The following is a 22,839-nucleotide window of genomic DNA, read 5'->3' as shown; positions in this document are numbered from 1 at the left end:
CCTCGCCGGGCCCCTCGGCGTACGCCCCACGCACTCCCGAACCCCCGTCCCCCGAGTGGCCGCACCAGCCCCCGCACCAGCCCCAGCCTCAGCCCCCGCGCCACGCGCCCGAGCCCCACCACTCCTTCTCCTACGAGCCCCCGCCCCCGCTTCAGTACCCGCACCCGCACGACCACCAGCCGGCGGCGTACCGATGACCCGTCGGCTGCTGCTCAGCTATCTGACGCTCGCCGCGCTGCTCCTGGTCTGTCTGGAGTTCCCGCTGGGGTACGTCTACTCGCGGGGCGAGCGCGAGCGGGTGATCAACGCGGCGAAGGACGAGGCGGAGTCGGTGTCGGCGTTCGCCTCGCTGTCCATCGTGGCGGGCCGGGCGGCACAGGATCTGCCGGAGCGCGCCGCGCACTGCGCCGAGCGCATCGGCGGCAAGGTGCTGATCGTCGACAGGTCCGGTGCCCTGCTGGCCACTTCGCATCCGCTGACCGGGCGTGAGGAGGGCAGCCTGGCCTCCTGGCCGGGTATCGCCGCCGCACTGCGCGGCACCGCCACGGAGGACGTCCGTACCTCCACCATCGGCGGGGTGGAGTACCTCGCGGTGGCGACCCCGGTGCGAGGCGGCACCGAGGGGCTGGGGGCGGTCCGGATCACCGTGCCCACCCGGATGGTGTCCGAACGGGTGCACCACGTCTGGCTGTTGCTGGCGCTCGGCGGACTCGCGGCGCTCGCCGCGGTCGCCGCCCTCGGCTTCGTGATCGCCCGCTGGACGGGCCGCCCGATCCGTGAACTGGAGCACGCCACCAAGGAGTTGGCCGTCGGCGGCACCGCCGTCCCGGTGGCGATCACCAAGGGGCCGCCGGAGGTGCGCAGTCTCGCCGCGACCTTCAACCGCACCGCCGCCCGCCTGGAGCACCTGCTGGCCTCCCAGCGGGCCTTCGCCGGTGAGGCCTCGCACCAGCTGAAGACCCCGCTCGCGGCGCTGCGGCTGCGGCTGGAGAACCTGGAGAACGACATCGCCCTGCACGCCCGCGGCTCGCTCACCGCCGCGCTGACCGAGACCGACCGGCTGGCCCGGATGGTCGAGGGGCTGCTGGCGATGGCCCGGCTCGACGAGAGCGCCGCCGAGCGGGAGCGGGTCGACCTGGGCCGGGTGTGCGGGGAACGCCACCGCGCCTGGACCCCGCTGTTCGAGCGGCACGGGGTGTGGCTCGCGCTGGCCGGCGACTACTCGGGCGAGGTGATGGCCCTGCCTGGCGCGGTGGAGCAGATCCTCGACAACCTGCTCTCCAACGCCCTGCGGGTGGCGCCCCCGGGCTCCACGGTCTCCGTCGACCCGCGTCTGCACGCGCCCCACGAGCGCCGGTTCCCGCACCGCGCGGCCGGTCCCGGATGGGTCGAGCTGCACGTCATGGACGAGGGCCCCGGGATGACCGAGGAGCAGCGCCGCCGTGCCTTCGACCGCTTCTGGCGCGCCCCGGACGCCCCCAAGGGCGGTACCGGCCTGGGCCTCGCCCTGGTGCAGCGCCTCGCCCACGCGAGCGGTGGCGAGGCGGTGCTGCGGCGGGCGCCGCGCGGTGGCCTCGACGCGGTGGTCAGGCTCCCGGCGGTCCCGGGCCGGACCCACCCCGGCACGCCCCCCGCCGCCTCCGCCCCCTCCGCCCGCGCGGCGAGACGGCTTCAGACGACGACGCCGGGCCAGGGATGAGACGACGCCCATCCCGGGCCCGGCCGTGTGACGTGCGGGGGAGGGGGCTCAGGCCACCCGCACCTCGTACGTCGCGATGCGTACCGTCTCGTCGTCCAGGCACACCCCGCTCACCAGGTCGAAACGCTGCTTGAGCAGCGGCGAGGCGACGAACGGGCGGCCCTGGTGGGTGCCGGTGAGGCCGCGCGAGAGGACCGCCGCGCCGCCGAACGGGTCGCGGTTGTCGACGGCGTACAGCTCGCCGGCGCGGTCGCGGAACAGGGCGACCTGGCGGCCGTCCGGCAGCAGGGCGGCCACACCGCGGCCCGGCGTCAGCGAGGTCAGGTCACAGATGGTCAACCAGTCCTCGTCCAGCCGCAGCTGGATCTTCAGGTCGGTGGTCTCGGGTGCCAGGGTCATCGCTGGGCGCTCCCTTCCAGGGGACGGTGGCCGATGGTCAGCAGCGGCAGATCGGGCTTGATCTGGTCGCGCTCCGGCACGAAGCCGACGACCGGGTCGGGGGTGTCCGGCGCGTTCACGAAGGACACGAACCGGGCGAGCTTCTCGGGGTCGTTGATGGTGGTCGCCCACTCGTCGGCGTAGTGGGACACGTGGTCCTTCATCAGGGACTCCAGCTCCTCGCAGATGCCGAGGGAGTCCTCCACCACCACGTCGCGGACGTGGTCCAGGCCGCCGGGGATCCGCTCCAGCCAGGTCGAGGTGCGCTCCAGCCGGTCGGCGGTGCGGATGTAGAACATCAGGAACCGGTCGATCAGCCGGATCAGCTCGGTGTCCGACAGGTCCTGCGCCAGCAGGTCCGCGTGGCGTGGGGTCGCGCCGCCGTTGCCGCCGACGTAGAGGTTCCAGCCGTTGGAGGTGGCGATGATGCCGAAGTCCTTCGACTGGGCCTCGGCGCACTCGCGGGCGCAGCCCGACACCGCCGACTTGAGCTTGTGCGGGGAGCGCAGGCCCCGGTAGCGCAGCTCCAGGTCGATCGCCATGCGGACGGAGTCCTGGACGCCGTAGCGGCACCAGGTCTGGCCGACGCAGGACTTCACCGTGCGCAGGGACTTGCCGTACGCGTGCCCGGACTCGAAGCCGGCGTCCACCAGCCGGGTCCAGATCAGCGGGAGCTGCTCGACGCGCGCGCCGAACATGTCGATCCGCTGACCACCCGTGATCTTCGTGTAGAGCCCGAAGTCGCGGGCGATCTCGCCGATCACGATCAGGCCCTCGGGGGTGATCTCACCGCCGGGGATGCGCGGGACGACCGAGTACGAGCCGTTCTTCTGGAGGTTGGCGAGGAAGTGGTCGTTGCTGTCCTGGAGGGCCGCCTGCTCGCCGTCCAGGACGTACCCGCTCGCGCCGATCGTCGGGGCGAGGGAGGCGATGATCGACCCCACCGCCGGCTTGCAGACCTCGCAGCCGTCGCCGCCCCGGGCGCCCTCACGGCCGTAGCGGTCGAGGAGGTCCTGGTAGGTGTTGATGCGCAGGGCGAGGACGATCTCGTACAGCTCCTCGCGGGTCTGTCCGAAGCAGCCGCACAGGCCCTTGTCGACCTCGACGCCGCTCGCCTCCAGCTCGGCGGTGACCAGCTGGCCGAGCACCTTGACGCAACTGCCGCAGGTCGTACCGGCCTTGGTGCACTTCTTCACCTCGGGCACGGTGGTGCACCGGTGCTCGGTGACCGCGGCGCGGATCGTGCCCTTGCGGACGTTGTTGCAGGAGCAGATGATCGCGTCGTCCGGCAGCGCGGACGGGCCGAGCTGGACGGACTCCCCGGCACCGGCCGGCAGGACCAGCGACTCGGGCGAGACCGGCGGGACCGAGCCGGTGAAGGCCTTCAGCGTGCCGTACGCCTCCGCGTCGCCGACCAGGATGCCGCCGAGGAGCGTGCCGTCGCGGCCGATGACCAGCTTCTTGTAGAGGCCGGAGCGGGAGTCGGAGTAGACGACGTCGAGGCAGTCCTCGGTGGTGCCGTGCGCGTCGCCGAAGGACGCCACGTCGACGCCGAGCAGCTTCAGCTTGGTGGAGAGGTCGGCGCCGGTGAAGGAGGCCTCGTCGGCGGCGATGGTGGCCGCCGCCGTCTCGGCCTGCTCGTAGCCGGGGGCCACCAGGCCGTACACCCGGCCGTCGGCCGCCAGCGCGCACTCGCCGATCGCGAAGACGTGCGGGTCGTTCACCGTGCGGCACTGCGCGTCGACGGCGATGCCGCCACGCTCGCCGACCGTGAGGCCGCAGTCGCGGGCCAGCTGGTCGCGGGGGCGGACACCGGCGCTGAACACCACGAGGTCGGTGGCGAGTTCGGAGCCGTCGGACAGCTTCATGCCGGTGACCGCGCCGGCCTCGTCGGTGACGATCTCCTGTGTGCCCACCCCGGTGTGGACGCTCAGGCCCATCTCCTCGATGGTGCGCAGCAGCGCGGCGCCGCCGCCCTCGTCGACCTGGACGGGCATCAGCCGGGGCGCGAACTCCACGATGTGGGAGGTCAGTCCCAGACCCTTCAGGGCACCGGCCGCCTCGAGTCCCAGCAGACCGCCGCCGACCACCGCGCCGGTCGTGGCGCGTGTCTTGGCGTACTCCTCGATGGCGAGGAGGTCCTCGATCGTGCGGTAGACGAAGCAGCCCTCGGCGTCCTTGTTGGGCACGGGCGGCACGAACGGGTACGAGCCGGTGGCCAGGACGAGGACGTCGTAGTCGACGACGAGCCCGGATCGCGCGGTCACCCTGCGGGCCTCGCGGTCCACGGTCTGCGCCGGGTCCCCGATGTACAGCTCGATGCCGTGCTCGCGGATGAACTCCATGTCGGTCATGGAGAGGTCCTCGGGCGTCTTGCCCGAGAAGTACGAGGTGAGGGCGACGCGGTCGTACGCGGGTCGCGGCTCCTCGCACAGCACGACTACGCGGTGCGTGGCGGTCAGGCCGCGCTCGGCGAGCGCTTCGAGGAAGCGCTGGCCGACCATGCCGTGGCCGACGAGCACGATCGTGGGGGTGGCCCCCTCGGTGGCGGTCATTCAGGAGCCTCCATCGTTGGTGAGCAGGTGGAGCAGGGGGCCGTCGTCGGAGGGGAGCGGCTCTGCTCCCTCCCAGGCACGGGCGAGCGCGCCGACGGTGCCGAGTTCGCCGACGAGGACGCCGCCGACCAGGCGGTCGTCGCGGACGACGACCTTGCGGTAGGTACCGCGGGTGGCGTCGGCGAGCTGCACGACGTCGTCGCCGGGGCGGGGCTCCGTCTCGCCGAACGCGGCGAGGTCGAAGGGGCTGTGCCCCGCGAGGGTGAGGCGGGTGAGGGAACGGGTGCCGGTGTAGCGGGCGTTCGTGTCCCCGGCGAGCGACTCGGCGAGCACATCGGCCTGTTCGAGGGCCGGGGCGGCCAGCCCGTACACGGTCCCGGAGTGCTGGGCGCAGTCGCCGACGGCACGGATGTGCGGGTCGGACGTCCGCAGTTCGTCGTCGACCAGGACGCCCTTGTGGACGGCGAGACCGGCGGCCTTGGCGAGACCGGCGCGCGGGGAGACCCCGCAGGCCAGCACCACCAGATCGGCGTCGAGGGCGTAGCCGTCGGCCATCTCGACCGAGCGGACCGCGCCGCCGACGCAGCGCACGTCCCGCACCCGGCACTCGGTGTGGACCTCGACGCCGAGGTCGACGAGGTGCCGGCGCACCAGCTTCGAGGCCGCCGGGTCGAGCTGGCGCTCCATGAGCCGCTCGGCCTGCTGGGCGAGGACGACCTGCGCGCCGCGCAGGGCGAGCGCACGGGCCGCGGAGACCCCGAGCAGCCCGCCGCCGATGACCACGGCCCGGACGCCGGGCCGTACGGCCTTCGACAGGCCCAGGCAGTCGTCCATGGTGCGGAAGGCGTGGACGCCCTCGGGCAGCACGTGGTCGGGGGTGAACAGACCGCGCAGCGGCGGCAGCACCGGGTTGGAGCCGGTGGCCAGGACCAGCGTGTCGTATGCGATCTCCGAACCGTCGGCGCAGGCGACGGTCCGCCGGCCGCGGTGGATCCCGGTGACCCGGGCCCGCACCAGTCCGGCCGGCGCGGGCAGCGCGATCACCTCGGGGGCGTACCGGCCGGCCAGCACCTCGGCGAGCAGCACCCGGTTGTAGGGCCGGTGCTCCTCGTCGCCGACGAGCAGCGCGGGCACGCCCAGCTCGCCGAGCCGCCGGGCGAGCCGTACGCCCGCGAGGCCGGCGCCGAGCACCACCACACGCGAATTCGAGGTCATGTTCAGGAGCGTGCGGTGTTGACGTTACCCGGCAGCATCACGGTTGTTTCCCGCGAGGAACGCTGCCCTCAGCGGGGGCGGGAGGTGGGTGTGAGGGTTCCCGGGGCGGGTTCCGGGGTGTGTGGGGAGGAGGCCGCCGCCGGTCGCCGTTGGCCGTCACCGGCCGTCACCGGCCGCTTTCGGGGCTGCTACCTCAGAAGATCCTCAGGTGCGTGGCCTGTGCACACACCGGGACCGTAGGGCCCCGGTCATGCCCGACACAGCCCTGACACCGTCGCCGTCCTCTGCCTCGCCGCGCTCGCGGCCGGCTGGATCGACGCGGTGGTGGGCGGGGCGGGCTGCTGCTCCTGCCGGTGCTCCTGCTCGGCTGTACGCGGCCGGCACCCCGGCCGCGTACACGCTCGGCACCAACAAGGCGGTGGCGATCGTCGGCGCCTCGGGCGCGGCGGTGGGGGCACCTCCCACGCCCTTGAGGCAGTGGGGGACTACGCGCGCCGGGCGCCGGTCGATGTGCGCACCACGGTCCGGATCGGGCTCGCGGCGCTCGCCGACTCCTCGGCGGGGGCCTTCTTCGCGGCCGGGATGAGCACCGAGGTCCTCAAGCCGGTGATCATGGTCGTGCTGCTGGCGGTCGCCGCGCTCGTGATCCTGCGGCCCGCCTTCGGCACCGCCCCCGCGACCGGCCCGGCGGGCCCGCGCCGCATCCTCGCGGCGATCGGCCTCGCGGGCCTCGGCATCGGTTTCTACGACGGTCTGGTCGGCCCCGGCACGGGCACGTTCCTGGTCCTCGCGCTCACCGCCGCCCTCCACCTCGACCTGGTCAGCGCCTCGGCCACGGCCAAGATCGTCAACTGCTGTACCAACGCGGGCGCCCTGGCGACCTTCGCCTGGCAGGGCACCGTGCTGTGGCAACTGGCCGCCCTGATGGCCGTGTTCAACCTCGCGGGCGGCATGCTCGGCGCCCGCACCGCGCTGAAGAAGGGCAGCGGCTTCGTCCGGATCGTCCTGCTGGTGGTGATGTTCGCGCTGGTGGGGAACCTGGCGTACGAGCAGTGGCCGGCCTAGGGGGCACCCCCTGGGTTCCAGGGCCTGCCCTCACCCGGGGGCCTTCCGGCGGCTGTCGGTGAGGTGGGCGAAGACGACCACGTTGCCCTGATAGCCGGTCGCCTCGGAGTAGGGGCCGCCGCAGGTGATCACCCGGAGTTCGGGGCGGGCGGCCGCGCCGTACACCTTCTCGTCGGGGAATCGGCGGGCGTCGTAGACCTCGACGGCGTCCACCGTGAAGACGGCGACCGTGCCGTCGCGCCGGTCCACCTCGACGGTGCTGTGCTTGCGCAGGGCGCCCAGGCCGTAGAAGACGGCGGGGCCGTCGGCGTTGTCGACGTGGCCCGCGAGGATCGCGGTGCCCGTCTCGCCGGGGGTGGTGCCGGACTCGTACCAGCCGACGAGGTTCGCGCGCTCGGCGGGCGGTGCGTCGAGGCCGCCGGCGGGGGTGAGGCCGAGGCCCGTGAGCGGGGCGTCGACGCGGAGGGAGGGGATACGGACCCGGTCGGGCGGGGAGGGCGGCAGGGGTGGCGCGGACCGTATGTCCCAGCGGTCCTCGCGGTCCTCGCGGTCCCCGCGATCCCCGCGGTCCTCGCCGCCCGAGCGGGCCTGCGCCGCGGACGGCTGCGGCGGGGGCGCCTGGGCGCCGCCATGCAGCAGCCACGCGCCCGCGCCGAGGGCGACCGCGGTCACGGTCGCTATCGCGGTGTTGCCGACCCTGCGCATGCGGCTTCCTCACCCTCTCCGTGAACTCTCCCTGAAACGGGCCCCGTACCCCCCTCCGGGCCGCGAGGGGCGTCGGACCCGGAGGGGGAGGGGACATGCGGTACCGGCGGACGGACAGCGGAGGGTGTCCGTCAGATCCCATCGCCTCTCGCCCGGCGATGCAGGAGCCAGGTACCGCCCGCGGCGGCGACGGCGAGAGCCGCCACACCGGCCGCGGTCTGTACGGGGTCGGGACCGAGCGCGCCACCGACCCCCGTCTTCACACTGCCGCGCGGATGCGCCGGCTGCCGGTCCGAGGCCAGCGTGACCACCAGGTCCCCGGTGAGCCGCCGGCCTCCCTCGGCGCACTGCGCGACGATCTCGTACGTCCCCGGCTGCGCGCTCGGCGGCACCCGGAACTCACCCAGTGCCCCGCCCCGGCCGGTGCCGGGCGCGAGGGTGAACCGTCCGGCGCCCACCGCGCCGGCGTCACCGGCCGCCGTGCCGTCCCGGCCGCACGCCGCCGTGCGCACCGTGACCCGCTCACCGGGCACCACGCCGACGGGCCGCACCTCCAGGCCGGCGGTGCCGGTGCCCGCGGCGTACGCGGGCACCGCGAGCCCGGCCGCGGCGACGGCGGTGAGCGCGCCGCCGGTCAGCAGCCGTGCGGTACGTCGCATCTCTGCTCCTTCGAGCCTCTCGGGTCGCGTCCCTGCCCTTCCGAGGTAAGTCCCCGCGCGGCGAGCGCGCTTCCTGAGGGTTCGTCAGGAATGGGATGAACGGGTGTCGGGTGCCGGGGTGAGCGGCTCGTCCGGCTCGCTGTTTCAGCAGGTCACCGGCGTGCGGACGGTACGGTGCGGGGCGCTGCGGAAAAGCCCGCGCGGGGGGTGTGAACGGGTGACCGTCACCGGCGCGCCAGCCAGTCCCCGCTCCCGATCCGCCTCCCCGCGGCCCGCAGTCCGGCGGCGACGGACGGCGCGGCGACATAGACCCACGCGGGGACGGCGCCGGCGCCCGCGGTCACCTCCCGTGCCACCCGTTCGTACAGGTTGTCCGGGGCGCCCGGCCGGTATTCCTCCAGCCGGTCCAGTTCGGCGAGCAGCCGCGCGTACGCCTCGGGCCGCGCGGTGACCAGCTCCCCGGCCACCGTCCCGCCGGGCTCCTCCACCGCGTAGGGGTAGCCCGGACCGTCGTACAGGACCGCGCCGGTGAGCTGGGCGGGTTCCTCGCGGAGGGTGCGGCCGCGCAGGAAGAGGTCGTGGTTGACCTCGCCGGGGCGGAGGGTGCCGTAGACGAAGAACGGCAGGCCGGGGGCGGGCGGTGTGGTCGAGATGCTCACGGAAACGATTCTCTCCCCTCACGTCACCGGCACGTGGGCGCTATGGACATGACTTGTCATGCCCTCTTAAATCTCAGGACGACCTGAGCGCACCTGAGCACACCTCAGCGCGACCTGAACACACCTCAGTGCGAACTGAGCACACCTCAGCGCGATCGCGGCACGAACCCAGCACGACCTCAGCGCGACCTCAGTGCCACCCCCACACGCGCCCCCACGGCGCCTTCCCGAGGAGACCGAGCAGACTGATGAGTCGGATACGGCAGCACGTCCGAGGTTCCCGTCTCGCCACCGCCGGCATCGCCGCCACCACGGCCACCCTGCTGGCCGCCGTACTCTCCCCGGTCGCCGACGCGGCCGACAGACCCACCCGCGCCACCGCACTGGAGCACGCCGCCGCCGTCCTCGCCGACCGCGCCGCGAGCCTGGGCCTCACCGCCACCCAGGACACCGCGGTCCGTGACGTCGTCATCGACAAGGACGGCACCCAGCACGTCCGCTACGACCGCACCTTCCGTCAACTGCCCGTCCTGGGCGGCGACTTCGTGGTCCATCTGGCGCCCGACGGCGGCTACCGCAGCGCGGACCGCGCGACGCGGGCCGCGATCTCCCTGCCGACCATCACCCCGAAGGTGTCCGCCCCGAAGGCCGCCGACACCGCGGTGAACGCGCTGCGCGCCGCCCGCCTCGGCGAGACCCTGAAGCAGGTCAAGGCCAAGCCGGAGCTGGTCGTCGACGCCCTGCACGGCACCCCGAAGCTGGCCTGGCGGACCAACGTGGTGGCCCTGGACTCGCTGGGCAACCCGGTCGCCCGCACCCTTCTCACCGACGCGCGCACCGGCGCCCGGATCGACGCCTGGGACACCATCGAGACGGCGGGCGGCGACGGCACGTCCCTCTACGGTGGCACGGTCCCGCTGGAGACGACCCTCTCGGGCTCGACGTACCAGCTCAAGGACCCCACCCGCGGCAACACCTACACCGGCGACGCGGCGAACAAGACCGACCTGTGCATCTTCGGCATCTGCATCAGCCGCGCCCCGGCGACGCTCTTCACCGACACCGACAACCACTGGGGCACCGGGACCACGGCGGACCGCTCCACGGCCGCCGTCGACGCCCAGTACGGCACCGACAAGACCTGGGACTACTACAAGAACGTCCACGGCCGCAACGGCATCGGCAACGACGGCAAGGGCTCCTACAACCGCGTCCACTACGGCAACAACTACAACAACGCCTTCTGGGACAACAGCTGCTTCTGCATGACCTACGGCGACGGCGACGGCTCGGTCTTCGGACCGCTGGTCTCCCTCGACGTGGCCGGCCACGAGATGTCCCACGGCGTCACCTCGAAGACGGCCAACCTGACCTACTCGGGCGAGTCCGGCGGCCTGAACGAGGCCACCTCCGACATCTTCGGCACCCTGGTGGAGTTCTCCGCGGGCAACGCCTCCGACACCGGCGACTACCTCATCGGCGAGAAGATCGTCCGCTCCGGCTTCGGCCGGGACGCCCTCAGGTACATGGACAAGCCGAGCAAGGACGGCAACTCCGCCGACTCCTGGAGCAGCTCGGTCGGCAACCTCGACGTCCACTACTCCTCCGGCGTCGCCAACCACTTCGCCTACCTCCTCGCGGAGGGCAGCGGCACCAAGACCATCAACGGCGTCACCTACAACTCCCCGACCTCCAACGGGTCGACGGTCACCGGCATCGGCCGCGACAAGCTCGGCGCCATCTGGTACCGCGCCCTGACCGTCTACATGACGTCCTCCACCAACTACGCCGGCGCCCGCACCGCCACCCTGAACGCGGCCCGCGACCTCTACGGCGCCGGCAGCACGGAGCGCAGCGCGGTTGCGGCGGCTTGGAGCGCGGTCAACGTGAACTGACCGCGCCCCACGGCGGCGAACCGGGCGACGCGGTCACGGCCGCCGGCCCAGCCGCTGAACGCCCCACTCGGCAACTGGTCGAACCCGGCGGGCACGCCGAAGGCCGGCACCCCGGGGTGCCGGCCTTCGTGTGGTGAGGTGGTGGTCAGGCCACCAACTCCCGTTCCTCCTGCGAGATCTCGGCCGCAGGGGCCGCCGGCTTCTTGTCCCGCATCACCAGTGTCGCCAGGACCGCCGCGGCCAGGACGCCGATCGCGCTGACCGTGAAGGTCGTCGCCATCGCGTCGGTGAAGGCCTCCCGGGCCGCCCGGACCAGACCCGCGTCCTGGCCGGCCACCGCCAGGGCGCCGCCGATCGACCGGCGGGCCGCCTCGGGGGTGTCGGCGGGCATCTCGGCGGCGAATCCGCTGGTCAGCAGGGAGCCGAGGATCGCGATGCCGAGGGCGGTGCCGGCCTGCTGGATGGTGTCGTTCAGGGCCGAGCCGACACCTGCCTTGTCCTCGGGGATGGTGCCCATCAGCGCGCCGACCGCGGCCGGCATGGCGAGACCGGCGCCGAGGCCGAGCAGACCGAGGGAGATCGCCGGGACGGTGAAACCGGAGCCGGCGTCGACCGTCGTCAGCAGGGCGAAGCAGGCGACCATCACGAGCATGCCGGACAGGATCACGAACCGGTTGCCGATCTTCTCGGCGAGCTTCACGCCCACGCCGTTGCCGATCAGCGCGGCGATCGCGAGGGGCAGGAAGGCGAGGCCCGCCTTGACGGGGGAGTAGCCGAGGACGAACTGAAGGTACTGGGTCAGGACCAGCAGCAGACCGCCGTTGCCGATCTGGACCAGGGCCAGCGAGAGCGAACCGCCGCTGAAGTTGCGGTGCTTGAAGAGGACCAGCGGGACCATGGGTGCCTTCGTGACGTTCTCCCAGACCACGAATCCGGCGAGGGCGACGACCGCGACGGCGAGGGTGAGGGTCGAACGGCCGCCCAGCGCGCCGTGCTCCGGGATCTCGATGATCCACCAGACCAGCGCGGTCATGCCCACCGCGGAGAGCACGGCACCCAGCGGGTCCGGCTTCTGCCAGGGCGCCCGGGACTCCGGCATCAGGGCCACACCGGCGACGATGGCGAGCAGCACGACCGGGACGTTGATCAGGAAGATCGAGTGCCAGGAGAAGTGGTCGATCAGCACACCGCCGAGCACCGGGCTGCCGACCAGCCCCAGCATCGACACCGAACCCCAGGCCGCCATCGCCCTGCCGCGCTCCTCCTCGTCGAAGACGGTGATCAGGATCGAGAGCGTGGACGGCATGATCAGCGCCCCGCCGACACCCATCGCGGTGCGGACGGCGATCACCTCGCCGGGGCTGGTGCAGAGCGTCGCGGCCAGTGAGGCCGCCCCGAAGAGCACCAGGCCGATCAGCATCACCCGCCGGCGGCCGAAGCGGTCACCGAGGCTGCCCGAGGTGAGCAGCAGACCCGCGAAGACCAGGATGTAGGAGTCCAGGATCCACTGGGTGTCCTGGGCGCCGGCGCCGAGGTCCTCGGTCATCGAGGGCAACGCGACGGTGAGGGCCATGCTGTCGATGGTCAGGACCACCGTGCTCAGGCACAGCACGACGAGGATCCACCAGCGTCGCGGATCGCGGGCTCGGGCCATGGCTTCCATGAGGGGCGTCCTTTCGTCGTGCGCACAACGTTCTCGCGTTGCGAACACTGTTCCGACTGCTGCGTACGGCGTTCCGTTCGATGCGAACACTGTACGCACAGCGGAACGGTGTGCGCAATTCTTGAACGGTGTACGCGGATCGAGAACTCTGTACGCTGGAAGCGCACGATGTACGCACCATGTCGCGAGATGAAGGGGAAGCACGTGGCCGCCACGACGAAGAACCCGAACCCCGTCCCGTCCGTCTGGACCCGGCAGAAGCGCGAGCCCGACCAGCCCGCGCTCAGCCGGGACGCGATCGTCCGCGAGGCGGTCGTGATGCTGGACGCCGACGGCATCGAGTCGCTGAGCATGCGCAAGCTCGGCGCCCGCCTGGGCGCCGGCGCGACCTCCCTCTACCGGCACGTGGCCACCAAGGACGAGCTGATGGAGCTGGCCGTCGACGAGGTCGCCGCCGAGATCCACGTACCCCCCGCCGACAGCACCGACTGGCGCACCGCCGTCGCCGAGGCCGCGGGCTCCTTCCGCGCGGTGGCGCTACGGCACCCGTGGCTGTCGTCGGTCCTGGGGCAGGCTGGGCTCGCCTATCTCGGCCCGAACCTGATGTCGTTCGCCGAGCGGCTCGCCGCCCTGTTCACCGCGGCCGGCTTCGACGAGCCGGGCCGGGCGATCGAGCCGCTGCTGAGCTACGTCATCGGCGTGAGCACCACCGAGGCCGCCTGGCTCACCACGGTCGCCCGTTCCGGCGAGACCGAGGCCGAGTTCATCGCCCGTCTGATGCCCGCCGCCCAGCAGGCCGCCGCCTCCTACGACCACCTCGCCGAGGAGTACGCCACCGGCGCGGCCGAGGCGGCCGACCCGGTCGCCCTCCGCGACACCAAGTTCACCTACGGCCTGGACGTCGTCCTGGACGGCCTGTCCCTGCGTCGGCCGGGCAAGGGCTAGGTTTCCCTGTTCCCCTGGGGTCCCGGCACGGGTGAGCCGCCCGTGAACCGTCCGTGAGCCGCCTACGACTCGGCGGTCTCCGCGGTCTCCGCGGTCTCCGCGGTCTCGACGGGCTCGGCGGTCTCCGCGGTTTCGGGGATCTCCACCCGCACCGCGCACACCTTGAACTCCGGCATCCGTGAGGTCGGGTCGAGGGCCGGGTTGGTCAGGGTGTTGGCGCGGCCCTCGCCGGGCCAGTGGAAGGGCATGAAGACCGTGTCGGGGCGGATGCCGGTGGTGATGCGGGCCGGTGCGACGGCCCGGCCCCGCCGGGACACCACCGCCACCGGGTCGCCCTCGGCCGCCCCGAGCCGCGCCGCCAGCCGGGGGTGCAGTTCGACGAACGGGCCCGGCGCGGCGGCGTTCAGCTCGTCCACCCGGCGGGTCTGGGCGCCGGACTGGTACTGCGCCACGACCCGCCCGGTGGTGAGCAGCACGGGGTAGTCGTCGTCCGGCTCCTCGGCCGAGGGCCGGTGGGTGACCGGCACGAACCGGGCCCGGCCGTCCGGCGTGGCGAACCGGTCGAGGAAGAGGCGGGGCGTGCCCGGGTGCGCGGGCCCGGACCCGGGGCCGGTGCCTCGCGCGAGGTCGTCCGCCGGCGCGGGGCACGGCCAGAACACCCCGTTCTCCGCCGCGAGCCGCCCGTAGGTGATCCCGGAGTAGTCCGCGATCCCGCCCGCGCTGGCCCGCCGCAGCTCCTCGAAGACCTCCTCGGGATCCGCCGGGAAGCCCTTCTCCACGCCCAGCCGCGCCGCGAGTCCGTGCAGGACGTCGAGGTCGCTGCGCACCCCGTCCGGAGGGGTGATCGCCTGCCGCCGCAGCAGCACCCGCCCCTCCAGGCTGGTCGTGGTCCCGGTCTCCTCCGCCCACTGGGTGACCGGCAGGACGACGTCCGCGAGGGCCGCCGTCTCCGACAGGACGACGTCACAGACGGCGAGGAAGTCGAGCGACCTGAGGCGCTCCTCGACATGGGCGGCGCGCGGCGCGGACACCACCGGGTTGGACCCCATCAGCAGCAGGGAGCGCACGTCCTGGCCGAGCGCGTCCAGCAGCTCGTAGGCGCTGCGTCCCGGTCCGGGCAGGCTGTCCGGGTCCACGCCCCAGACCTCCGCCACGTGCCGCCGCGCCGCCGGATCGTCCAGCTTGCGGTAGCCGGGCAACTGGTCGGCCTTCTGGCCGTGCTCGCGTCCGCCCTGTCCGTTGCCCTGCCCGGTGAGACAGCCGTAGCCGCTGAGCGGGCGGCCCGCCCGGCCGGTGGCCAGGCACAGGTTGATCCAGGCGCCGACGGTGTCGGTCCCCTTGGACTGCTGCTCGGGCCCGCGCGCGGTGAGCACCATCGCGGCCTCGGGCTCGCAGAACATCCGGACGGTTTCCCGCAGTTGGGGAACGGACACCCCCGTGATCCGTTCCACGTACTCCGGCCAGTGCGCCATCGCCGCCGCCCGGGCCTCCTCCCAGCCGGTGGTGCGCTCCCCGACGTAACTCTCGTCGACCCGCCCCTCGGCGACGACCAGGTGCAGCAGCCCGAGCGCCAGCGCGAGGTCGGTGCCCGGCCGGGGCATCAGGTGCAGATCGGCCTGCTCGGCGGTCTTCGTGCGGCGGGGATCGACGACGATCAGCGTCCCGCCGTTCTCCCGCAGTTCGCTGAAGAAGCGCAGCGACGGCGGCATGGTCTCCGCGAGGTTGGACCCGACGAGGATCACGCACCCCGTCCGCGGGATGTCCTCCAGCGGGAACGGCAGCCCCCGGTCCAGCCCGAACGCCTTGATGCCGCCCGCCGCCGCGGACGACATGCAGAAGCGGCCGTTGTAGTCGATCTGCGAGGTGCCGAGCACGACCCGGGCGAACTTGCCCAGCGCGTACGCCTTCTCGTTGGTCAGCCCGCCCCCGCCGAACACGCCCAGTGCGTCGGGCCCGTGCTCGTCCCGGATCCGGCCCAGCCGCCCGGCGATCAGGTCGAGTGCCTCGTCCCATGTGGCCGGCACGAGCGAGTCGCCGGAGCGCACCAGCGGGGAGGTGAGCCGCACCTGGGAGGAGAGCACCGCCGCGGCGGTACGGCCCTTGCCGCAGAGCGCGCCCCGGTTCACCGGGAAGTCCGCGCGCTCGACCACCTCGACGCCACCCGTGGGCAGGGGCGACAGGGCCATCCCGCACTGCAGGGCGCAGTACGGGCAGTGGGTGGGCGTCGAGGTGGTCCGCATGCCGTTCAGCGTGCGTCGGCCGTGTTACGCGCCGTGCGGTCTCCTGTTACGGCGGTGTGGTGGTGCCCTCCCGGCGGGCCGCCGGCCCGCGTGAGGCGGGCACCCCGTCCCGCCCGGTCAGCACACGTACGCGTAGTACGGCTCGTCGCCCGGCTCCAGACCGATGGTCGCGGTCGAGTAGGGGGCGATCTGGATGCACGACGGGTCCCAGCCGTCGACCTCGACGCTGGCGGAGATCGTGTAGCCGCAGGAGTTGTAGATGTTCGCCCAGCCGCTGCCGGAGGAGCCGAGCTTGGCGCAGCCGGGCTCCCTCGCCTGCGCCGCCTCGGCCGCCGAGGCGGTCGTCACGACGGCCGGGGCCATGAACAGCGCGGCCGCCGCGGCGGTGACGAGGGCGGTACGGAGTGCGGTCATGAGATGTCCTTCCCCGAGAACGCGGCGGCCGGCCCGATCCGTCGCCGCACACCGGAGGACACTAAGGGTGATCGTGCGGTCACAGATAGTGGCACCCGGGTCGCTTCACGCGCCGGAGTGAAATGCGCGCGTCAAACCTGCCGGGGAAGAATGTCCGGATCGATCCGACCGGCTATTCGGCCGTGGCCAAGGCCCGCCGCACGCCCGGCTCCCGCGGTCCGAGGAACCGTGGGTCCGGCTCGAACACCGCGTCCAGCGCCGCCTTGCCCGCCGCGAAGATCTCCCGGGTGCCCCCGTAGTACCAGGTCGCGTCGTGCTTGGCGGCGACCCCGACACCGTACGAGTCGACCCCCGCCGCCTCGCACAGCGCCACCGCCCGCCGGATGTGGAAGTCCTGGCTGATCAGGACGGCCTCGTCGACGCCGAAGATCTTCTTGGCGCGCACACAGGAGTCCCAGGTGTCGAACCCGGCGTAGTCGCTGACGATCCGCGCGTCCGGCACGCCGTGCCGGGTCAGATAGGTGCGCATGGCGTCGGGCTCGTCGTAGTCCTTCCGGCTGTTGTCGCCGGTGACCAGTACGACCTCGACCCGCCCCTCCTCGTACAGCTTCGCCGCCGCGTCCAGCCGGTGCGCCAGATACGGCGACGGCTCGCCGTCCCACAGGCCCGCGCCGAAGACCACCGCCACCTCGGTGCGCGGCGCGTCGGCGGTGGTGCCCAGCCGGCCCGCCGTCGACACGAACAGCCAGGTGGCCGGCAGCAGCGCGAGCACGCACGCGCCCATCGCGGCCTGCACCAGCCGCCGCCGTCCGGCACGGGTGCGCGGCAGACGCGGTCGACGGATGTTCATACGGTGCTCTCCCCGGTCGGCAACCCCTTCGGCCTCGCAAGACGCGCCCCGCGGTGATCCGGTTCGCCCCTCCTCGCGGGGCGTAGCTCACACCGTCTCGCGGGGCGTACCTCACACCGTCTCGCGGGGCGTACCTCACAGTGCCCGCCCCGGCGCCGTGAACGCACGGAAAATACTCGTGACGGTCAGGCAACGGCGGCGCAACCTCCCGCCGCCACGATCGATCCATGACGGCGTCGCCCCTCTCGCACGACGAGTCCGAGCACGACGAGCCCGCACCCCACCTCGACAGTACGGCGCACCTCATGGACCGGATCAGCACCCAGCTCATCAGCCAGCTCAGCCTCGTCCCGTTCGACGGACGACGGCGCCCCGGGCCGCCCGCGCTGGTCGTCGTCGCCCACGGCAGCCGCGACCCGCGCGCCCTGAACACCGTCCGCGCCCTCCTCGACCGGGTCCGCGAGCAGCGCCCCGGCCTGCCCGTGCACCTCGGTCACATCGAGCTGAACGAGCCCCTGCTGACGGACACCCTGGCCGGCCTGGACGCGCACGGCACGACGGACGCCGTCCTGGTCCCCCTCCTCCTCGCCCGTGGCTACCACGTCAAGCGCGACATCCCCGAGATGGCCGCCGCCGCACGGGTACGCACGCGCGTGGCCGCCCCTCTCGGCCCGCACCCCCTCCTCGTGGACGCGCTGTACACGCGCCTGGTGGAGGCCGGCTGGCGCACCCGGATGACGTCGCAGGAGCGCCGCACGAGCGCGGTCGTCCTCGCGGCGGCCGGCTCCCGGGACCCGGACTCGGCGATCGACACGAGCCGCACGGCCCAGCTCCTCTCGAAGCGCCTGGGCGTCCCGGTGGTCCCCGCCTACGCCTCCACGGCGACCCCCGCGGTCCCCGAGGCGCTGCGCGCCCTGGCCGCGCGGGGCCGCGACAGGGTGGCCGTCGCCTCCTGCTTCACGGCCCCCGGCCGCTTCGCGACGGAGTGCGCGCAGGCGGCCCCGTGGATCGCCGCGGCCCCCTTGGGCACCCACCCGGCGATGGCGGGCCTGCTGCTGCACCGCTACGACGAGGCCCTCGCGGCGAGCGGCTCCAGCAACGCCGCCTGATGTCCGGGAACAGGCGACCCGGCGGTCCGGCGGGCACCGATTGTCACTGCCGCCGCTTACTGTCGAGACATGCCCTACGACCCGCAGTCGACACAACGCTGGGCGTCGGAGCCCGACAAGCGCCCGGGCCGCACCGCCTTCCAAAGAGACCGCGCACGCGTCCTGCACTCCTCGGCGCTCAGAAGACTCGCGGGCAAGACCCAGGTGGTCACGCCGGGGGAGCGCAGCCAGGTCTGGGACGCCACGCCCCGCACCCGCCTCACCCACTCCCTGGAGTGCGCCCAGGTCGGCCGTGAGCTGGGCGCGGCGCTCGGCTGCGACCCGGACCTGGTGGAGGCGGCCTGCCTCTCGCACGACCTCGGCCACCCGCCCTTCGGCCACAACGGCGAACAGGCGCTGAACGAGTTCGCCCACGACTGCGGCGGCTTCGAGGGCAACGCCCAGTCGCTGCGGCTGCTCACCCGTATCGAGCCCAAGCGCTTCACCGACGAGGGCTCCGTCGGCCTCAACCTCACCCGCGCCACGCTCGACGCCGCCACGAAGTACCCCTGGCCGCGCGGCGCCCACCCCACGGACCCGGAGTCCCCCAAGTTCGGCGTCTACGACGACGACCGGCCCGTCTTCGACTGGCTCCGCAAGGAGGCCCCCGGCACCCGCATCTGCTTCGAGGCGCAGGTCATGGACTGGGCGGACGACGTGGCGTACTCGGTGCACGACGTGGAGGACGGCCTGCACGCCGGCCACATCGACCCCAACGTGCTGCACGCCGAACCGGAGCGGCAGGAGGTCTTCCGGGTCGCGGTCGGCCGGTACGTGCCCGCGGACACCGACCCGGCCGAGCTGGCCGCCGCCCTGGACCGGCTCCAGGACGCGCCCTGGTGGCCGCACGGCTACGACGGCACGGCGGTCGCCCAGGCCCGCCTGAAGGACGCGACCAGCCAGCTCATCGGCCGCTTCTGTCTGGACGCGGAGGGCGCCACACGCGCGCGGTACGGCACCGGCCCCCTCACCCGCTACGGCGCCGAACTCGTCGTACCGCACGCCACGCGCCTGGAGTGCGCGGTCCTCAAGGCGGTCGCCGACCGGTACGTGATGCAGCGCGCGGAACAGGCACGCCTGCGTGCCGACCAGCGGGTGGTCATCACCGAGCTGGCCGAGGCGCTCACCGCCCGCGCCCCCGACGGTCTGGACCCCCAGTTCCGGGCCCTGTTCGACAGCGCGCCCGACGACCGGGCGCGCAAACGGGTGGTCGTCGACCAGATCGCCTCCCTCACCGACGCCTCGGCGCGCTCGCTGCACACCCGTCTGACGGGACATCTATGACCAGACCTGACCGAGTGCGCCCAAACGGGCTCGAACCACGACACTCCGTGGCCTGATCGGACCCGTCCCCCTTCCCCCATCACGCTGCGTGCGGGACGCTCGCATGTGGCGGTTCGCACAGTGTCATCTGGGGGACACCCCCCAGATGCCCGTTAGGAGGCATCACGTGGTCGACGCGGATCAGACGTTCGTCATCGTCGGAGGAGGCCTGGCCGGCGCGAAGGCGGCCGAGACGCTGCGGGCGGAGGGCTTCACCGGCCGCGTGATACTGATCTGCGACGAGCGCGACCACCCCTACGAGCGGCCCCCGCTCTCCAAGGGCTTCCTGCTCGGCAAGGAGTCCCGCGAGAGCGTCTTCGTGCACGAACCCGCCTGGTACGCGCAGAACGACATCGAGCTGCACCTGGGCCAGAGCGTCGACGCGATCGACCGTACGGCGAAGACGGTCCGGTTCGGCGACGACGGCACGCTCGTCCATTACGACAAGCTGCTCCTGGCCACCGGCGCGGAGCCACGCCGGCTCGACATCCCCGGCACGGACCTCGCGGGCGTCCACCATCTGCGCCGGCTCGCGCACGCCGAGCGCCTCAAGGGCGTCCTGACCGCCCTGGGCCGGGACAACGGCCACCTGGTGATCGCCGGAGCCGGCTGGATCGGCCTGGAGGTGGCGGCGGCGGCCCGCGAGTACGGCGCCGAGGTCACCGTCATCGAGCCCGCCCAGACCCCGCTGCACGGCGTGCTCGGCCCCGAACTGGGCGCCGTCTTCGCCGACCTGCACCGCGAGCGCGGCGTCCGGTTCCACTTCGGCGCGCGGCTCACCGAGATCGTCGGCCAGGACGGCATGGTCCTCGCCGCCCGCACCGACGACGGCGAGGAGCACCCGGCGCACGACGTACTCGCGGCGATCGGCGCCGCCCCGCGGACCGCCCTCGCCGAGGCGGCGGGGCTGACGCTGGCCGACCGCGCGCACGGCGGGGGCGTCGCGGTGGACGAACGGCTGCGCACCTCCGACCCCGACATCCACGCCGCCGGCGACGTGGCGTCCTTCCCGCACGGCCTGTTCGACACCCGGCTGCGGGTGGAGCACTGGGCCAACGCGCTGAACGGCGGCCCGGCGGCGGCCCGCGCGATGCTCGGCAAGGCCGTCACCTACGACCGCGTGCCCTACTTCTTCACCGACCAGTACGACCTGGGCATGGAGTACAGCGGCTGGGCGCCGCCCGGGTCGTACGACGAGGTGGTGATCCGCGGCGACGCGGGCAAGCGGGAGTTCATCGCGTTCTGGGTGAAGGAGGGCCGCGTCCTCGCCGGGATGAACGTGAACGTGTGGGACGTCACAGAGCCGATCCAGAAGCTGATCGCCTCCCGTGCCGCCGTGGACACCGAGGCCCTGGCGGATCCCCATGTGCCGCTGGAGAGCCTCGGCGCCTGACCGGCGGCCCCGTCGTTGTCGGCGCGCCCCCGTAGAATCACCTCGTGGCAGGACGGATCAACGACGAGGACGTGAAGGCGGTACGGGACGCGGTCCCGATCGACGCCGTCGTCTCCGAGTACCTCCAGCTGCGAGGCGCGGGCGGCGGCAACCTCAAGGGCCTCTGCCCCTTCCACGACGAGAAGTCGCCGTCCTTCCAGGTCAGCCCGAGCAAGGGACTCTTCCACTGCTTCGGCTGCCAGGAGGGCGGCGACACCCTCACGTTCGTGATGAAGGTCGACCACCTCACCTTCTCCGAGGCGGTCGAGCGCCTCGCCGCCCAGGCCGGCATCACGCTGCGCTACGAGGAGGGCGGCTACAACCCCTCCCACCAGCGCGGCGAACGCATCCGCCTGGTCGAGGCCCACAAGATCGCCGCCGAGTGGTACGCGGAGCAGCTCGCGGTCAGCCCGGAGGCCGACACCGGCCGGATCTTCCTCGCCGAACGCGGCTTCGACCAGGCCGCCGCCGTCCACTTCGGCGTCGGCTACAGCCCCCAGGGCTGGGACCACCTCACCCGCTTCCTGCGCGGCAAGGGCTTCACCGACAAGGAACTGCTCCTCTCCGGCCTCTCCCAGGAGGGCCGCCGCGGCCCCATCGACCGCTTCCGGGGCCGTCTGATGTGGCCCATCCGCGACATCGGCGGCGAGGTGGTGGGCTTCGGCGCCCGCAAGCTGTACGAGGCGGACAACGGCCCGAAGTACCTCAACACGCCCGACACGGCGATCTACAAGAAGTCCCAGGTGCTGTACGGCATCGACCTGGCGAAGAAGGACATCGCCAAGGCCAGCCGCGCGGTCGTCGTCGAGGGCTACACCGACGTCATGGCCTGCCACCTCGCCGGGGTGACGACCGCGATCGCCACCTGCGGCACCGCCTTCGGCGGCGACCACATCAAGATCCTGCGCCGGCTGCTGATGGACAACGGCAGCGCCCGCGTGATCTTCACCTTCGACGGCGACGCGGCCGGCCAGAAGGCTGCCCTGCGCGCCTTCGAGGACGACCAGAAGTTCGCCGCCGAGACGTACATCGCCATCGCCCCCGACGGCATGGACCCCTGCGACCTGCGCCTCGCCAAGGGCGACGAGGCGGTCGCCGACCTGGCCGAACCCCGCACCCCGCTCTTCGAGTTCGCGCTGCGCCAGATCGTCGTCCGCTACGACCTCGACACCCCGGCGGGCCGCGCCGCCGCCCTCGACGAGGCCGCGCCCATCGTCGCCCGCATCAAGAACAGCGGCGCCCAGCACGAGGTCGCCGTACAGCTCGCCGGCATGCTCGGCATCCTCGACACCCAGTTCGTCGTCAAGCGGGTCTCCCAGCTGGCCCGTTGGGCGCGCGACCGCGGCGGCAAGGCCCCGGGCCCCGGCAACCGCGCCTCCCAGCCTTACGAGGCCGCCCCCCGCCCCGCCGCCTCCGGCCCGGCCCTCACCCTGCGCAACCCCGTCTACGCGACGGAACGCGAGCTGCTGAAACTCGCCCTCCAGCGCCCCGAACTGGTCTCCCCGGCCTTCGACGCGTACGGCATCGACGAGTTCACCGCCGCCCCCTACGCCGCCGTACGCCAGACCGTCCTGGACGCGGGCGGCGCCGAGTGGGGCACGCAGGACGCCCAGGAGTACCTGGTCCGGGTCCGCGAGGCCGCGCCCGACGACACGGTCCGCGCCATGGTCACCGAACTCGCCGTCGAGCCGATCATGCGCCGCACCGTCGACGAGGTCTACGCCGGCACGGTCCTGGTCCAGGTCCGCCGCCGTGCCGTCGAGCGCCGCGTCCGCGACGTCCAGTCCCAGCTGGCCCGCCTCGCCGCCTCCGGTGACCAGGCCCAACTCGCCGCCGTCCAGAACGAACTCTGGATCCTCCAGCAGTACGACCAGGCGTTGCGCGAGCACGGAGCCGCAGCTCTCTGAGCGTGTCGCGGCCCTAGGGGTCACCGG

The 22,839-nt window shown here is 73.0% G+C and carries 17 protein-coding genes and 1 pseudogene; 8 read left to right on the top strand and 10 right to left on the bottom strand.

The window, feature by feature from the left end; all coding sequences use genetic code 11:
• The first annotated feature begins 193 nt into the window (after window positions 1–193).
• A complete protein-coding gene (locus ACZ6D7_RS00540; protein WP_469481709.1) occupies window positions 194–1,699 on the top strand; it encodes a sensor histidine kinase in 1,506 nt (501 codons plus the stop codon).
• A gap of 48 nt (window positions 1,700–1,747) precedes the next feature.
• On the opposite strand, the gene nirD is transcribed toward ACZ6D7_RS00540, so the two are convergent.
• The 3 genes from nirD to ACZ6D7_RS00525 are packed head-to-tail and all read right to left on the bottom strand — an operon-like array spanning window position 1,748 to window position 5,907.
• A complete protein-coding gene (gene nirD, locus ACZ6D7_RS00535; protein ID WP_469481706.1) occupies window positions 1,748–2,098 on the bottom strand; it encodes a nitrite reductase small subunit NirD in 351 nt (116 codons plus the stop codon).
• Window positions 2,095–4,692 (bottom strand): nitrite reductase large subunit NirB, encoded by a 2,598-nt coding sequence (gene nirB / locus ACZ6D7_RS00530; RefSeq protein WP_469481703.1) that lies wholly within the window; start codon window positions 4,690–4,692, stop codon window positions 2,095–2,097. Before nirB ends, nirD begins: the two co-directional genes overlap by 4 nt.
• Window positions 4,693–5,907 carry an NAD(P)/FAD-dependent oxidoreductase gene (locus ACZ6D7_RS00525; RefSeq protein WP_469481700.1) on the bottom strand — a complete coding sequence of 405 codons (1,215 nt, stop codon included), beginning with the start codon at window positions 5,905–5,907 and terminating at the stop codon, window positions 4,693–4,695. It lies immediately after the preceding gene.
• A 250-nt stretch (window positions 5,908–6,157) separates the two neighbouring features.
• Between ACZ6D7_RS00525 and ACZ6D7_RS00520 the strand changes: the two are divergent.
• A pseudogene (locus tag ACZ6D7_RS00520) lies at window positions 6,158–6,972 on the top strand (sulfite exporter TauE/SafE family protein).
• A 30-nt stretch (window positions 6,973–7,002) separates the two neighbouring features.
• On the opposite strand, the gene ACZ6D7_RS00515 reads toward ACZ6D7_RS00520, so the two are convergent.
• From ACZ6D7_RS00515 to ACZ6D7_RS00505, 3 genes are all read right to left on the bottom strand, one after another.
• Window positions 7,003–7,677 (bottom strand): class F sortase, encoded by a 675-nt coding sequence (locus tag ACZ6D7_RS00515; protein WP_469481698.1) that lies wholly within the window; start codon window positions 7,675–7,677, stop codon window positions 7,003–7,005.
• Window positions 7,678–7,808: 131 nt separating this feature from the next.
• The gene (locus ACZ6D7_RS00510; protein ID WP_469481693.1) at window positions 7,809–8,336 is read right to left on the bottom strand and encodes a hypothetical protein; all 528 of its coding nucleotides are present in this window, start codon (window positions 8,334–8,336) and stop codon (window positions 7,809–7,811) included.
• Between the two features lie 224 nt (window positions 8,337–8,560).
• Window positions 8,561–8,995, bottom strand: a complete 435-nt coding sequence (locus tag ACZ6D7_RS00505) for a gamma-glutamylcyclotransferase family protein (protein ID WP_469481690.1) — start codon at window positions 8,993–8,995, stop codon at window positions 8,561–8,563.
• A gap of 248 nt (window positions 8,996–9,243) precedes the next feature.
• Here ACZ6D7_RS00505 and ACZ6D7_RS00500 point away from each other — a divergent pair, with 248 nt between their 5' ends.
• Entirely contained in the window at window positions 9,244–10,890 is a 1,647-nt protein-coding gene (locus tag ACZ6D7_RS00500) for a M4 family metallopeptidase (RefSeq protein ID WP_469481683.1), read from the top strand.
• Window positions 10,891–11,035: 145 nt separating this feature from the next.
• Here ACZ6D7_RS00500 and ACZ6D7_RS00495 read toward each other — a convergent pair whose 3' ends face one another.
• Entirely contained in the window at window positions 11,036–12,544 is a 1,509-nt protein-coding gene (locus ACZ6D7_RS00495; protein ID WP_469482974.1) for an MFS transporter, read from the bottom strand.
• Between the two features lie 198 nt (window positions 12,545–12,742).
• Between ACZ6D7_RS00495 and ACZ6D7_RS00490 the strand changes: the two genes are divergently transcribed.
• On the top strand, window positions 12,743–13,498 hold the full coding sequence (locus ACZ6D7_RS00490; protein WP_469481681.1) for a TetR/AcrR family transcriptional regulator C-terminal domain-containing protein: 756 nt from the start codon (window positions 12,743–12,745) through the stop codon (window positions 13,496–13,498).
• A 62-nt stretch (window positions 13,499–13,560) separates the two neighbouring features.
• Here ACZ6D7_RS00490 and ACZ6D7_RS00485 read toward each other — a convergent pair whose 3' ends face one another.
• The 3 genes from ACZ6D7_RS00485 to ACZ6D7_RS00475 all read right to left on the bottom strand — a co-directional run bounded on the left by ACZ6D7_RS00485 (window position 13,561) and on the right by ACZ6D7_RS00475 (window position 17,002).
• On the bottom strand, window positions 13,561–15,738 hold the full coding sequence (locus tag ACZ6D7_RS00485) for a molybdopterin oxidoreductase family protein (protein WP_469481678.1): 2,178 nt from the start codon (window positions 15,736–15,738) through the stop codon (window positions 13,561–13,563).
• Between the two features lie 117 nt (window positions 15,739–15,855).
• On the bottom strand, window positions 15,856–16,152 hold the full coding sequence (locus ACZ6D7_RS00480) for a hypothetical protein (RefSeq protein WP_469481675.1): 297 nt from the start codon (window positions 16,150–16,152) through the stop codon (window positions 15,856–15,858).
• 172 nt (window positions 16,153–16,324) lie between these two features.
• Window positions 16,325–17,002, bottom strand: coding sequence for a SanA/YdcF family protein (locus ACZ6D7_RS00475; RefSeq protein WP_469481672.1), 678 nt, complete (start codon window positions 17,000–17,002; stop codon window positions 16,325–16,327).
• Window positions 17,003–17,229: 227 nt separating this feature from the next.
• Here ACZ6D7_RS00475 and ACZ6D7_RS00470 point away from each other — a divergent pair, with 227 nt between their 5' ends.
• The 4 genes from ACZ6D7_RS00470 (at window position 17,230) to dnaG (ending at window position 22,812) form a co-directional block, all read left to right on the top strand.
• A complete protein-coding gene (locus tag ACZ6D7_RS00470) occupies window positions 17,230–18,111 on the top strand; it encodes a sirohydrochlorin chelatase (protein WP_469481669.1) in 882 nt (293 codons plus the stop codon).
• A gap of 69 nt (window positions 18,112–18,180) precedes the next feature.
• Window positions 18,181–19,434, top strand: coding sequence for a deoxyguanosinetriphosphate triphosphohydrolase (locus ACZ6D7_RS00465; protein WP_469481666.1), 1,254 nt, complete (start codon window positions 18,181–18,183; stop codon window positions 19,432–19,434).
• Between the two features lie 166 nt (window positions 19,435–19,600).
• Entirely contained in the window at window positions 19,601–20,866 is a 1,266-nt protein-coding gene (locus tag ACZ6D7_RS00460; protein WP_469481663.1) for an NAD(P)/FAD-dependent oxidoreductase, read from the top strand.
• Between the two features lie 44 nt (window positions 20,867–20,910).
• Window positions 20,911–22,812 carry a DNA primase gene (dnaG, locus tag ACZ6D7_RS00455; RefSeq protein WP_469481660.1) on the top strand — a complete coding sequence of 634 codons (1,902 nt, stop codon included), beginning with the start codon at window positions 20,911–20,913 and terminating at the stop codon, window positions 22,810–22,812.
• Window positions 22,813–22,839 lie beyond the last annotated feature (27 nt).

The sequence above is a fragment of the Streptomyces sp. NPDC041784 genome (assembly GCF_055591025.1).
Note: the sequence above shows the minus strand (reverse complement) of the source record. Positions and strands in the feature narration are given on the sequence as shown.

Bases quoted from the DNA above. Each gene is read 5' to 3' on its own strand.
- ACZ6D7_RS00500 (WP_469481683.1), top strand. From the start codon at position 9,244: ATGAGTCGGATACGGCAGCACGTCCGAGGTTCCCGTCTCGCCACCGCC.
- ACZ6D7_RS00510 (WP_469481693.1), bottom strand. From the start codon at position 8,336: ATGCGACGTACCGCACGGCTGCTGACCGGCGGCGCGCTCACCGCCGTC.
- ACZ6D7_RS00465 (WP_469481666.1), top strand. From the start codon at position 18,181: ATGCCCTACGACCCGCAGTCGACACAACGCTGGGCGTCGGAGCCCGAC.
- ACZ6D7_RS00475 (WP_469481672.1), bottom strand. From the start codon at position 17,002: ATGAACATCCGTCGACCGCGTCTGCCGCGCACCCGTGCCGGACGGCGG.
- nirB (WP_469481703.1), bottom strand. From the start codon at position 4,692: ATGACCGCCACCGAGGGGGCCACCCCCACGATCGTGCTCGTCGGCCAC.
- ACZ6D7_RS00515 (WP_469481698.1), bottom strand. From the start codon at position 7,677: ATGCGCAGGGTCGGCAACACCGCGATAGCGACCGTGACCGCGGTCGCC.
- ACZ6D7_RS00480 (WP_469481675.1), bottom strand. From the start codon at position 16,152: ATGACCGCACTCCGTACCGCCCTCGTCACCGCCGCGGCGGCCGCGCTG.
- ACZ6D7_RS00490 (WP_469481681.1), top strand. From the start codon at position 12,743: ATGAAGGGGAAGCACGTGGCCGCCACGACGAAGAACCCGAACCCCGTC.
- ACZ6D7_RS00525 (WP_469481700.1), bottom strand. From the start codon at position 5,907: ATGACCTCGAATTCGCGTGTGGTGGTGCTCGGCGCCGGCCTCGCGGGC.
- ACZ6D7_RS00470 (WP_469481669.1), top strand. From the start codon at position 17,230: ATGACGGCGTCGCCCCTCTCGCACGACGAGTCCGAGCACGACGAGCCC.
- ACZ6D7_RS00540 (WP_469481709.1), top strand. From the start codon at position 194: ATGACCCGTCGGCTGCTGCTCAGCTATCTGACGCTCGCCGCGCTGCTC.
- ACZ6D7_RS00495 (WP_469482974.1), bottom strand. From the start codon at position 12,544: ATGGCCCGAGCCCGCGATCCGCGACGCTGGTGGATCCTCGTCGTGCTG.
- ACZ6D7_RS00485 (WP_469481678.1), bottom strand. From the start codon at position 15,738: ATGCGGACCACCTCGACGCCCACCCACTGCCCGTACTGCGCCCTGCAG.
- nirD (WP_469481706.1), bottom strand. From the start codon at position 2,098: ATGACCCTGGCACCCGAGACCACCGACCTGAAGATCCAGCTGCGGCTG.